Consider the following 13,247-nt stretch of genomic DNA (forward strand, 5'->3'; position numbering starts at 1 on the left):
TTCGGCGAAACAGGCGTCACGCGGGCGGCGCCGGGCAATAGCGTTGCAGATAGTCGCCATGGCCGGGCATGTGCTCGACGAGAAAGCGGATCGATTGCTCGATCCCGTCGACTTCCTTCGCCACGCCCTGATCCGCGATGCCGTGGGCCATCACATTGTGGCCGCCCATCTTTATCCCCTGCCCCATCATCACCGCCGCCCAGCTGGTTTCGGTGAACAATTCGTCATCCTCGCGGAAGATCTGCCCGTTGGCGCGGAACAGCTCCATCTTCTCGGTCAGGCTGTCGGGCACGCTCATCGTGCGGCAGTAATTCCAGAACTCGGAATCGTCGCGCGCGGTCGCGTGGTAGTGCAGGATCAGGAAATCCCTGATCCGCTCATATTCCTTGTTGGTGAGCCGGTTGAAGGCGCTGCGCTGCGTCTCGGTGATGCCGTCTAGCGAGAGCAGCGCGACCAGCTTGTTGATCCCGGTGTTGATAAGATGGATCGAGGTCGATTCGAGCGGCTCCATGAATCCCGCCGCAAGCCCCAGCGCGACGACATTGTGGTTCCAGAACTTCCTGCGCCGCCCGGTCACGAAGCGCAGGAAATTCGGCTCGGCAGTCGGCTTGCCCGCCATGTTGGCGACGAGGATATCATGCGCCTCGGCATCTTCCATATGCGCGCTCGCATAGACGTGGCCGTTGCCGTTGCGATGCTGCAAGGGCACCTGCCATTGCCAGCCCGCCCGATGCGCGGTCGCGCGGGTGAAGGGCGGCGGGGGCGATCCGTCGTCGCGCTTGCACGGCAAGGCCACGGCCCGATCGCAAGGAAGCCAGTGCGTCCATTCCTCGTATCCGGTTTCCAGCGCCTGTTCGATCAGGACGCCGCGAAATCCGCTGCAATCGATAAACAGGTCGCCCGCGATCGTGGTGCCGTCATCAAGGACCAGCGCCGCGACATCGCCGCTTTCGCCATCGCGGCGGACCTCGGCCACCCGCCCCTCGCGCCGCACGACGCCGCGTTTTTCGGCATAGGCGCGCAGGAAACGCGCATAGGCGCCCGCATCGATGTGGTAGGCGTAATTCATCGGCGGCATGTCGTCGCGATTATAGTCTTCGGTGCGCGCGAACTTGCCGAAATGGGCGGCCATCGTTTCGAGGTTGAAGACCTGGATGGGGCGCTTGTCCCCCTTCATGCGGTTGCGCTGCCACAAATGGTGGAAGGACACTCCGTCCACTTCGTAGCCGTAATTCCCGAAGGGGTGGATGTAGCTGTCGCCTTTGTTGCCCCAATTCACGAACTGGATGCCGAGCTTGAAGGTGCCCTGGACGGCGGACAGCATTGCGCGCTCGTCGATGTCGAGCAGCCTGTTGAAATCCACGAAGGGCGGGATCGTCGCTTCGCCCACGCCGACCGTGCCGATCGCTTCCGATTCGACGAGCTTGATCGCGACCGGCCCCTGCGCGCCGCTCTTCCCCGAGATACGCGACAGCGCGGCAGCCGCCATCCAGCCGGCGGTTCCGCCACCAACGATGACGATCCTTTCGATACTGTGCCGCATGTCCCGATCCGCTCCCATCGCTTGGTTGTATACGATTTTTCGTAAGGCGGAACCCGGTGATGCGAAAATGCAACGCAGATTGATAACGTTCACTTTGGCGTCTTGTGAACGCTAACAATGGCAGCTATCCGACACGTTCTAAAAAGATCTGGCACCGGGATGCCCGATCATCGGAGGAGGATATATGCTGCGCAACGCAACTCAGGCCGAAGCCACGCTTTCACGGCGCCTGATCGCTCTCACCACCGCTTCGGGCCTGGCCATCGGCGCGCTGACCGCATCGCCGGCCAATGCGCAGGTTGCCGACCCGAATGAGGAAGAGACGCGCGAGAACGAGGCGGGCATTCCCGAAGGTCTCGATCCCGAAAACCTGATCATCGTCAGCGGCTATCGCCAGTCGCTCGAATCGGCGCAGGATTTCAAGGAAAACGCCGACACCGTGGTCGACGTGATCACTGCCGAGGATATCGGCGCCTTGGCCGACCGTTCGGTGGCCGAAGCCTTGCAGCGCGTCCCGGGCGTCAACATCTCGCGCTTCGAACAGCGTGACGATCCCGACCGTTTCTCGGTCGAAGGCTCCAACGTCATCATTCGCGGCCTGCCCTACGTCCTTTCGACCCTGAACGGGCGCGACATCTTCTCCGCCAATGGCGGCCGCACCCTGTCGTTCAACGACGTGTCGCCCGAACTGCTCGGCCGCGTCGAGATCTACAAGAACGTCAGCGCCGACATGATCGAGGGCAATATCTCGGGCCTCGTCAATCTCGTCACGCGCAAGCCGCTCGACAATCCGGGCCTCAACCTCGCCGGCACGGTCGAGGTCAATTACGGCGATCTCGCCGAGGAATGGTCGCCCGGCTTCTCCGGCCTGATCTCCAACACCTTCGAAACCAATGTCGGCACGTTCGGCCTCCAGTTCGGCTATGCGCAGCAGGAACTGGTCACGCGCACCGATGCCTCGCAGCTGACCGATCCCTGCTATCGTGCCGACACGCTCGACGGGCCGTGCCTGCGCGTCGTCAATGTCGGGTCGGGCGGCTATTTCGGCGATCCGAACTTCAACGCATCGAACTTCCCGCCGCCCGGCTCGGTCGTCGTGCCCAAGGGCGCGGGCGTCCGCACCACGGACCTGACGCGCGACCGCAACGCCTATTCCGGCGTCGCCCAGTGGGAAAGCAATGACGGCCGTGCGCTCGTCACGCTCGAATATCTGCGCGCCGAAACCGAAGGTACGCTGAACGAATTCGCGGCGCTGGCGCTCGTCAACGACGATGCGCTGTTCCCGGTCCCCGTTCCCGGCACCACGCCGACCTTTAGGGACGGCATCTTCCAGAGCGGATCGCTGACGCAGACCCAGCCCTTCAATGGCGGATTCGGCATCCCGACCGAGCTGCTGCGCTTCCAGCGCGAAGACGACGCCAAGACCGAGGATTACTCGATCGACGTCCAGCTGGAGCCGAGCGATCGCCTGCGCTTCAACATCGAATTGCAGCACATCAAGTCGGATCGGAACGAAAACGGCTTCATCGCCGCGATGCAGACCTATACCGATCTCTTCATCGACAATTCGGGCGAGACGCCGCAGGTCCAGTTCTTCGAGCCGGGCACGATGGGCGATTCGACCGGATACTTCACCGATCCGGCGGCCACCTTCTACTGGTTCCTGCTCGACAACCAGGTCCGCAACGAAGGCGACCTCACCAGCATGCGCGCCGATGCCGAATACGACATCAGCGACGAAGGCTTCTTCAAGACGGCTCGTTTCGGTGCGCGCTTCGCCGATCGCAACCGCGTGACGCGCAGCGCCAACTTCTCCAACTGGGGCAATCTCGGCGCGCCCTGGACGGGTCGTGGCGGCAATTGGAACTGCGGCGATTTCCAGCGCTTCGGCTGCGGCGGCGCCTATGCTTTCGATTTCCCCGAAAGCTCGCAGGTCCGCAATCCGTTCGGCAACAATTTCCAGCGCGGCAACGCGCCCACTCCGCTGGGCGATGGTTCGGCCTTCTTCTTCGGCGGCGACAATCTCGTTAACGAATATCTCAACGGCACCGCCGAAGCGCGCGCGAACGCGATCACTGCTTTCACGCTGACGCCGAACGCCTGGGGCCCGATCTACAACCGCACCGGCCTTGTCGACGGCACGGTGTTCCTGCCCGGCGAGATTTCCGACGTCGAGGAATCGACCGATGCCTATTACGCGCGTCTCGATTTCGGCACGGTGTTCGGCAATGGTTGGGAACTGACCGGCAATATCGGTGCCCGTTACGTTCAGACCACGGTCCGCACGCAGGGCGAAATCAACTTCCCGTTCGGCAACTTCTTCGACACGAACGGCGATAACCGCGTGACCGTGGGCGAGATCAACGCAGCGTGCGGCAACGTCCAGCAGGGCCAGGACACGCCGAGCTATTGCAAGCTCTCCCCTGCCCGCAAGGCCGAGTTCGCCTCGGTCTTCACCGGGGAAACGATCCGCGACAACGCCAATATCGAATTCGACAACTGGCTGCCTGCCGGTAACATCAAGCTCGATTTCGGTGGTGGCCTGCTGGCCCGCGCCGCGATCTCCAAGGCGATTTCGCGTCCCGACCTCGCGGCATTCCGCACCGGGGGCGCGATCGGAGATAACACCCGCGCGCTGGAACTGGCTGGCGCGCTGGAAACGGGGCCGCTGTTCCAGATCGAGACCGGCAACCGCCTGCTCGGCCCGATCACGGCGTGGAATTACGACCTCAGCATCGAATATTACTTCGACGATGTCGGCTCGATCACGGCGGCCTTCTTCTACAAGGATTTCGACAATCTGTTCGGGAACGGCCCGACGGTGCGGAACTTCACCTCGCCCAGCGGTGTCTCGACCGATGTCGAGGTCAACGGACCGATCAATTTCGGTTCGGCCAAGCTCCAGGGTGTCGAACTCGCCTATCAGGACGTGTTCGAATTCCTGCCCGGCCCGCTCGGCAATCTCGGGACGCAGTTGACCTACACCTATATCGATTCGAAGGACTTCAGCAGCTCGGGCGATGTCTTCGGCGACCTGCCGCAGCCGGGCGTGTCGAAGCATACGGTCAATGCGACAGTGTTCTACGAGGATGACGCGCTGTCGGTCCGCGCTGCCTATAACTGGCGCTCGGACTTCCTGCAGACCCCACGCGACGTGATCTTCCCGTTCTCGCCGGTCTATGGCGAGGCGACCGGGCAGCTCGACGCGTCGATCTTCTACACGCTGACTCCGCAGATCAAGCTGGGCGTGCAGGGCGTGAACCTGCTCGATGAGGTCACGCGGACGAGCACCCAGATCGACTTCGACGGCAACCGCATCACGCGGTCCGCCTTCCGCAACGATCGCCGCTTCACCTTCCTGGCGCGCTTCGATTTCTGATCGGAGCCGCCGGACGATCGGGAGACCTGAGATGATGTCTGCTTGGCGCGCCGCTCTTCTGGGAGCGGCCCTGATCGGCGCGAGCGGGTGCAGCACACTCGCCGAACCGATCGACACGATCGAACGGGAAAGGATCTCGATCGCTAAGGTCGCTCTTCCCGCCCCCGGCACCGCGCGGATGCCGGGGCGCGAGGACGGGTGGCAACTGGTCTGGTCGGACGAATTCGACGGAACCCGGATCGACAGCGCGAAATGGGATTTCGACGTCGATTGCTGGGGCGGCGGCAATGACGAGCGGCAATGCTACACCGATCGGCCCGAAAACGCCCGCGTCGCGGACGGGCGGCTGATCATCACCGCGCGCAAGGAAGACTATTCCGGCCCCGCCTGGCCCCCGCATATGCGCAACGGGGATCGCGATCCGAAGGCGCGGGCGACCAAGCCCTTCACCTCGGCGCGGATGGTCACCCGCGGCAAGGCGGCGTGGACCTATGGCCGGATCGAGGTGCGCGCCAAGCTGCCACAGGGTCAGGGAACCTGGCCCGCGATCTGGATGCTGCCCGAAGATCAGGATTACGGGACCTGGGCGGCATCGGGCGAGATCGACATTCTCGAAGCGGTCAATCTCGGCGTTGCGTGCTCCGACTGTCCCGGTGGGCGCGAGGACACGATCCTCGGCACGCTGCATTTCGGCGGTCAGTGGCCGGACAACGCGCTCGCCAGCACCGAAACCCACGCAGCCAGCGTCCTCGACGGGTTTCACACCTTCGGGATCGTCTGGGCGCCGGGCCGGATCGACTGGACCTATGACGGGCAGGTCTATGCCAGCCAGACCAGCGACGCATGGTGGTCGAGCGGCTCCGACGCGCCCGATGCGCCTTTCGACCGGCGCTTCCATCTGCTTTTAAACCTCGCGGTGGGCGGCAAGCTATCCGAAGAGCGCGGCTTGAAGGGTGTCGACGAGACCGGCTATCCCAAGCAGATGGAAGTCGATTGGGTTCGCGTGTGGCAATGCCCCGATGCCGGATCGAGCGCGAACGCCTGCAACAAGGTTCGATAATAGATGGCGCGACGCCGACAATCCGTAACGATCAAGCATGTCGCTGCCGATGCCGGCGTTTCGCTCCAGACGGTCAGCCGCGTCATCAATGACGAGCCGAACGTGCGCCCGGCGATGAAGGAACGGGTCCAGGCGTCGATCGACAAGCTCGGCTACACGCCCTCCATCGCCGCGCAGCGGATGAGCGGTTCGCGCAGCTATCTGATCATGGCGCTCAACGATCGCGAACGCACGATTGCGGACTGGCGCGAGCGGCGCGGGACCGACTGGGTCGACCAGATGCTGCTCGGCGGGATGCTGACCTGCGCGGAGCATGGCTATCGCATGATTGTCGAACTGATCGACACCCACAGCGATCATGTCGAACGGGAATTGAGCGCCGCGCTCATGGCCTTGCAGCCCGATGGCGTGGTGCTGACTCCGCCGCACTCCGAAAACGCGCTCATCACCGGGCTGCTGGCGGATCGCGGTATCCCGTTCGCGCGCATCGGATCGATCGCGCCCGGTCCCGGCTTCGCCCTGACCATGGGCGACACGAAAAACGCCCTCGACGCGACGCGCCGCCTGATCGAGCTCGGCCATAAGCGGATCGGCATGATCGCCGGGCCCGACGCCTACAGCCTCAGCGGTTGGAGGATCGAAGGATGGCGCCAGGCGCTCGGCGAAGCGGGCCTGCCGCATGAGGGCCTGTGCGCCGCCGGCGATTTCGGCTTCGAAAGCGGAAACGAAGCGGCCCGCGCTCTGCTGACGCAGGATGATCCCCCCACCGCCATCGTCGCCAGCAGCGACCAGATGGCCCTGGCGACGCTGGACGTGGCGCGCGAACTGGGTCTTTCGGTTCCGCGCGACCTGTCCGTCATCAGCTTCGACAACACGCCGATCGTGCGCTTCACCGATCCGCCCCTGACGGCAGTGGACCAGCCGATCGCCGAAACGATTTCGCGCGCCGTCGAACTGATCATCCGCGCGCGCCGCGATGCGGCACCGGACGCGGTGATCGATGTCGAAGGCAGTGTGGTCGAACGCGGTTCGACAGCACCGGCGCCGCATCTGACAGGCGTCAAGCGCGCCTGAAACGATTACGATCTTGGGAGATACGAAAATGGCGAAACGCAACAGGCTCACCGGTCTTGCAGGTTCGGGGAAATTGGCCTTGGCAGCAGCATTGGCGATGCCGGGGGCGGCAACGCTGGCAGGCTGCGCCACCATCCCCGCCGCGAGCGAAGCGCCCGTCGCTCCCGTGGCGACCGCCCGGCTGACTGGCGAAGCGCAGATCGCGGACCTCGTTTCGCGCATGACGCTGGAACACAAGATCGCCCAGCTCATCCAGCCGCAGATCAACACCGTCACGCCTGAGGAGATGCGCCAGTATCGCTGGGGCAGCTATCTGAACGGCGGGAATGGCGGCCCCTATGGCGAGGAATTCGCCCCCGCTGGCGAGTGGCTGCGCCTCGCCGACGAAATGTGGAACGCGTCGACCGCCCCCCTCCCCAATGGCGAGCCCGCGATCCCGACGATCTGGGGCACCGATGCCGTCCACGGTCACACCAACGTCATCGGAGCGACCATCTTCCCGCACAATATCGGCCTCGGCGCGACGCGCGACGCGGACCTTGTACGCCGCATCGGCCACGCCACCGCGGTCGAGATCGAGGTGACCGGGATCGACTGGAACTTCTCCCCGACCGTCGCGGTCGCGCAGGACGATCGCTGGGGGCGCACCTATGAAAGCTATTCCGAAGACCCTCGCCTCGTCGCCACCATGGGCGCGGCGCTGGTCGAAGGCTTGCAGGGCCGCAAGGGTGCTGACGATTTCCTCGGTGAAGGGCGCGTGATCGCCACCGCCAAGCATTTCTTCGGCGATGGCGGCACCGATCAGGGCGTCGACCAGGGTGACGTCAATGGCGACATCGACGCGCTGAAGAGCATCCACGCGGTCCCTTACCCGGCAGCCATCGCCGCCGGGGTCGAGACGATCATGGCCAGCTTCAACTCGATCAACGGGAAGAAGATGCACGGCAACGAGGCGCTTCTGACCGGCGTGCTGCGCGGCGAGATGGGCTTCGATGGCCTCGTTGTCGGCGACTGGAACGGCCACGGCCAGGTCGCGGGCTGCACGGTCAGCAATTGTCCGCAATCGCTGATGGCGGGCCTCGACATCTATATGGTGCCCGACGATGCGGTGGCGCTGCACAGCTCGCTGTTGTCTCAGGTGCGCGACGGGACGATCCCGATGGCGCGGGTGGACGAGGCGGTGACGCGCGTGCTGCGCGTCAAGCAGGCGGCAGGGCTGCTGGCCCCGAATGCCCAGAAGCCCTCCGAGCGTGCCAATGCGGGCGACCTGACCAAGCTCGGCTCGCCCGAACACCGCGCCATCGCGCGCGAGGCGGTGGCGAAATCGCAGGTTCTGTTGAAGAATGACGGCGTGCTGCCCTTTGCCGCGGGCACGAACATCCTCGTCGCGGGACAGGCGGCGGACAGCATCGCGCAGGCATCGGGCGGCTGGACGCTGACCTGGCAGGGCGGACGCGAGCTCGACAACGACATGTTCCCCAGCGCGACCTCGATCTTCGCCGGGATCGAACAGGCCGCCCGCGCATCCGGCGGCAGCGCGACGCTCTCGGAAGATGGCAGCTACACCGTCAGGCCCGACGTCGCCGTGGTGGTGTTCGGCGAGGAACCCTATGCCGAATTCGCGGGCGACCGGAAGACGCTGGTCTTCCCCGATGACGAAGGGCTGGACCTGCTGCGCAAATTCGAGAGCGAAGGCGTGCCGACAGTCGCGGTGTTTCTCTCGGGCCGCCCCCTATGGATGAACCGCGAGCTGAACGCCGCCGACGCCTTCGTCGCCTCCTGGCTGCCCGGCAGCGAGGGCGCGGGCGTGGCCGATGTCCTGTTCGACGCGCGTCCCGCCACGGGCAAGCTGTCCTTCAGCTGGCCCGCGACCTGCGAAGGCACGCCGCTCAATTCGGCACAGGGCGCGCTCTTCCCCTTCGGCTACGGACGCGCTCTTTCCGACACCGCGCCGATGGGCAAGCTCGACGAGACCTGCGCCTTCCTCGGCGGGGGCGCCGCGGCCGAATGGTATGGCAATGGCCGCCTCGCCAATGGGATCACCGCCACGGCGGGGGGCACCGACCTGCCCAATCTGCGCGGAACCGGCGGCGGGGTGACCGCGATCGGGCTCGACAAGGATCGCCAGGAAGATGCCCGCCGCATCGCGATGGCCGCCGGATCGTCGCTGGCCCTGCGCGGCGAGGGCAGCGGATCGTTCCGCCTTTCCTATTCGCTGGAAGCCGCGCCGTCCGGGCCGGTGCGCGCCACCAGCGGCACGGCGACGACCGATCTCACCACCGGGCTGACGCTGGCTGCGGGCAAGGGCTGGCGCGAAATGCTGCTGACGCCCGCCTGTCTCGCTGATGCAGGCGATTCTTTGACGATCCGCACCGAAGCGCCGCTGACCTTCTCGCTCGCCAGCGTGGAGCGGGTTTCGCTTCCCGAAGGGACCGCCTGCTCGTTCTAGCCCAACCGCGCCAGATCGGCCCGCGTATCGACATCGCGGGCCGATCCGGGATCGTCGGTTTCGAGATGCACGATACCCGGCAACCGCTTCAAAGCCGCGCGCGCGCCGCGATCGCCCGACAGGCGCTTCAGCCGGTCGAACACTTGCGGCGACAGCGCGACCGGATGCGCGGGACGATTCCTGTATTGCGGCAGCACCGCCGGAGCGCCGGTCAGGACGTAGGCCAATGCGGTGTCGGCTAGGCCGGGATCGATCAGCGGCATATCGCCCAGAGCGACCGCCACGGCGCGGCAATCGGGTGGAAGCGCCGCGATCCCGCATCGCAGCGAGGCCGAAAGGCCTTCCCGCCAGTCCGGGCACTCGACGATTTCGAGACGCGGTGACGCCAGATCGGCGAGCGCTGCGGCCACCTCGACGCCGCGCGCTCCGACCACGACAGTCACGCGCTCGACCCGGCTGGCGAGCATGGCGCGGACCGCATGGCGCACCAAGGCCTCGCCGCGAAACGCCGCCAGCAATTTCGCCCCATCGAAGCGGGTGCCCGCCCCTGCGGCCAGCACGAGGGCATGGCAGCCCGCTAGCGTCTCAGTCGTCACGCGCCGCGATCACTTCCGCGATGACGGACACGGCCACCTCCCATGGCGAGCGCGCCGGAATGGCGAGCCCGATGGGTGCGCGCAGCCGGTCGATCTGCGCCTGCGACAGGCCCGCCGCTGCGAGGCGTTCGATCCGCTCGGGCAATTTCCGCCGCGAGCCGAGCACGCCGACATAGCCCGCTTGCGAATTAAGGGCAGGGACAAGCGCCCGCTCGTCGAGATCGAGATCATGCGTCGCCACCGCGACCGCACTCCAGCGATCGAGGGCGAGGTCGCCCCATGCCTCGTCGAGCGCGCGGCGGTCGCAGTCCAGACCGAACGGAGCCGCTTCCGAGGGGCCGAACGGGCTAAGCAGCGTGACATCCCAGCCGAGCGTTTGCCCCATGCCACCGATCGCGAGCGCAAAGGGATCGGAGCCGATCACGATCAGGCGCTGGACCGGTTCGTAGAGCTTGCGGATCGGAGCGATTGCACTGGCCTGCTCGACGGGCAGGCAGGTTCGCTGCTCGCCATCGCTCGACCACAGGGCAGGCACGCGTTTCGCGGTCAAACGCTGCAAATCCGCGACGGCCCTGTCGCCCGCCCCGACCCGCTCGATCATGACTTCGATCCGGCCACCGCAGGGCAGGCGGATATCGACGAACGGGCTGCCCTCGCCGTAGACGAGGTGGCGCACCGCTCCATCGGCAATGGCTTGCCGGGCGTTGAGCGCCACGTCATCCTCGATGCAGCCGCCCGACAGGAAACCCCAGCTCTCGCTATCGGTCACCACCATCTGCGCGCCCACGGGCCGCGGCCCGCCATCCGCCGCGACGATCGTCGCCAGCGCGAAGGGCTCACCCCGCTCGGCAGCGGCGAACATATGCGGGCGGATGTCGTCCTCCAGCCCGGACACGAGCCAGCCGGGGCCGGTGACCGCCCCATCCTTGTCCGGCTCGTCCATCACGCTCAGGCGATCGCGGGCAGGCGATCGAGATATTTGTCGAGCGTCAGCGGATAGTCGCGCACGCGAATGCCAGTCGCGTTGTAGATCGCATTCGCCACCGCCGCACCCGGCCCGCAAATCCCGAGTTCGCCGACGCCCTTCGCCTTGAGAGGCGTCGAGACCGGATCGAGCGTGTCGAGGAACACGCATTCCTGATGCGGAATGTCGGCATGGACCGGCACTTCGTATCCGGCGAGGTCGTGATTGGCGAAGAAGCCGAAACGCTTGTCGACATGGAGATCCTCGGTCAGCGCCGCGCCCGCCGCCATCACCATGCCGCCGATCACCTGGCTGCGCGCCGAAAGCGGGTTGAGGATACGCCCGGCATCGCACACCGCCAGCATCCGGGTGATGTGGGTTTCGCCGGTATAGGCATCGACCTTCACTTCCGCGAAATGGCCTGCATAGGTGCCGACATCGTAGTCCTTCTTGAACGCGCCGAAACTCATCGAATCCTCCGCCGTCAGCGCGCCGGCATCGCGTATCGACCAGCTTTCGCCGCCCAGCATCGCGCGCCCGCCATCGAAGGTCGCCGCATCCGCATCGAAGCCGAGCTTTTCCCCGATCATCCGGCGCAAAGCGACGCAGGCGGCATAGACGCCCGCCGTGGAACTCGCCGCGCCCCACTGGCCGCCCGACCCTGCGGATACGGGAAAGGCGGAATCGCCCAGTTCGACCCGCACCGCATCGAGCGGCAGGCCCATGGTCTCCGCCGCTGTCTGGGCCAGAATGGTGTAGGTGCCGGTGCCGATATCGGTCATGTCGGTTGCGACCACCAGCTGGCCGCGATCGGTCAGGCGAACCCGCGCGCCCGATTTCATCGTCGGCGCCGCGCGGTATCCCGCTGCCACGCCCATCCCCGTCAGCCAGCGACCCTTGCGGCTCTGGCCGGGGCGCGCCTCCCGCTTCGACCAGCCGAACATTGCGGCCCCTTCGCGCAGGCACCGGGTCAGATTGCGGTCGGACAGCTTGGTATCGGGCTCTCCCGGCACCATGCCCTGCGCATCGTTGACGATCCTGAGTTCGACCGGGTCCATGCCCAGCTTCTCGGCCAGTTCGTCCATCGCGACTTCGAGCGCGAGATGCCCCGGCAATTCGCCCGGCGCACGCATGGCGTTGCCTTCGGGCAGGTCGAGCTGCGCGATGTGGTTCGCGATCAGGCGGTTGGCGCCGCTATAGAGTTTCGGCGTCTGGAGCGTGGCATTCTCCCCCGCTTCCCCGGTGATGTTGCCCGACCAGTTCTCGTGCCCGATCGCCACGATGCGTCCGTCCCGCTCCGCCCCGATCCGCAGGCGTTGCATGGTGGCGTGGCGGTGGGTCGCATTGTTGAACATCAGAGGCCGCTGCATCGCGATCTTGACCGGGCGCTTCGCCGCCTTCGCCCCCAGCGCGGCCATCACCGCATCCGAGCGCACGAACAGCTTCCCGCCGAAACCGCCGCCAATATAGGGGGAATCGACGCGGATATCGTCGGCATCCATCTTCAGGATCGAGCCAAGAGCCTGGCGGCTCCATTCGATCATCTGATTGGAGGTCCATACGGTCAGCTTGGGGCCATCCCAGGCCGCGATGGTGGCGAAGGGTTCCATCATCGCATGGGCCTCGTCGGGCGTGGTGTAGCGCTCGTCCAGCTTGACCGGCGCCGCGGCAAAGGCGGCGTCGAAATCGCCGATCTTCGCGCTGTCCGAAGGCCGATCGCTCGCCAGCGGCGCGCCGGGAGCGGCTTTCTTCAGGTCGAACGCGCCCTCGCCATTGGCATAGCTGGTGCGGATCAACCCGGCGGCGGCGCGCGCCTGTTCGAACGTCTCGGCCACGACGACCGCGATGGCCTGGTGGTAATGCGATACTTCGCGCCCGCCGAACAAAGGCGCGAAATTGTAGTCGCTGCTGCCGACCGGCTCGTGCTCCGTCGCCGCGACGATCGCGAGGACACCGGGGGCACGGCGCGCCTCGCTGAGGTCCATCGAGCGGATGCGGCCCTTGGCGATCCCAGCGCCGACGATCCAGCCATAGGCCTGGTTGGCGGCGACATCGTGCCGTTCGGCGGCATAGGGCGCGCGGCCCGAAACCTTGAGCGGGCCGTCGATCCGTGGCGTCGACTTGCCGACGATCTTCGCGCGGTCGAACAGGTTCTCACCTGCGGGAGCGTTGAATTCCACGA

The 13,247-nt window shown here is 65.8% G+C and carries 8 protein-coding genes; 4 read left to right on the forward strand and 4 right to left on the reverse strand.

What is annotated here, in order from left to right; translation table 11 throughout:
• Positions 1–16 precede the first annotated feature (16 nt).
• Positions 17–1,543, reverse strand: coding sequence for a tryptophan halogenase family protein (locus GRI47_RS09715; RefSeq protein WP_160661038.1), 1,527 nt, complete (start codon positions 1,541–1,543; stop codon positions 17–19).
• 184 nt (positions 1,544–1,727) lie between these two features.
• On the opposite strand from GRI47_RS09715, the gene GRI47_RS09720 reads away from it, so the two are divergent.
• Genes GRI47_RS09720 through GRI47_RS09735 form a run of 4 tightly spaced genes read left to right on the forward strand, consistent with a single transcriptional unit; the run spans position 1,728 to position 9,505 of the window.
• The gene (locus GRI47_RS09720; RefSeq protein WP_160661039.1) at positions 1,728–4,922 is read left to right on the forward strand and encodes a TonB-dependent receptor; all 3,195 of its coding nucleotides are present in this window, start codon (positions 1,728–1,730) and stop codon (positions 4,920–4,922) included.
• 31 nt (positions 4,923–4,953) lie between these two features.
• Positions 4,954–5,982, forward strand: coding sequence for a glycoside hydrolase family 16 protein (locus GRI47_RS09725; RefSeq protein ID WP_237452663.1), 1,029 nt, complete (start codon positions 4,954–4,956; stop codon positions 5,980–5,982).
• A gap of 3 nt (positions 5,983–5,985) precedes the next feature.
• Complete coding sequence (locus tag GRI47_RS09730; protein WP_160661040.1) at positions 5,986–7,056, forward strand: LacI family DNA-binding transcriptional regulator; 1,071 nt, start codon at positions 5,986–5,988, stop codon at positions 7,054–7,056.
• A gap of 28 nt (positions 7,057–7,084) precedes the next feature.
• Positions 7,085–9,505 carry a glycoside hydrolase family 3 protein gene (locus GRI47_RS09735; protein ID WP_237452664.1) on the forward strand — a complete coding sequence of 807 codons (2,421 nt, stop codon included), beginning with the start codon at positions 7,085–7,087 and terminating at the stop codon, positions 9,503–9,505.
• Here the strand turns inward: GRI47_RS09735 and GRI47_RS09740 are convergent.
• The 3 genes from GRI47_RS09740 to paoC are packed head-to-tail and all read right to left on the reverse strand — an operon-like array spanning position 9,502 to position 13,245.
• The gene (locus GRI47_RS09740) at positions 9,502–10,101 is read right to left on the reverse strand and encodes an NTP transferase domain-containing protein (RefSeq protein WP_160661041.1); all 600 of its coding nucleotides are present in this window, start codon (positions 10,099–10,101) and stop codon (positions 9,502–9,504) included. The two genes, GRI47_RS09735 and GRI47_RS09740, sit on opposite strands and share 4 nt — an antisense overlap.
• A complete protein-coding gene (locus GRI47_RS09745; RefSeq protein WP_160661042.1) occupies positions 10,091–11,044 on the reverse strand; it encodes an XdhC family protein in 954 nt (317 codons plus the stop codon). Before GRI47_RS09745 ends, GRI47_RS09740 begins: the two co-directional genes overlap by 11 nt.
• A 5-nt stretch (positions 11,045–11,049) precedes the next feature.
• On the reverse strand, positions 11,050–13,245 hold the full coding sequence (paoC, locus tag GRI47_RS09750; RefSeq protein WP_160661043.1) for an aldehyde oxidoreductase molybdenum-binding subunit PaoC: 2,196 nt from the start codon (positions 13,243–13,245) through the stop codon (positions 11,050–11,052).
• Between the last annotated feature and the right edge of the window lie 2 nt (positions 13,246–13,247).

It is taken from the genome of Qipengyuania pelagi (assembly GCF_009827295.1).
Taxonomy (GTDB): Bacteria; Pseudomonadota; Alphaproteobacteria; order Sphingomonadales; family Sphingomonadaceae; genus Qipengyuania; species Qipengyuania pelagi.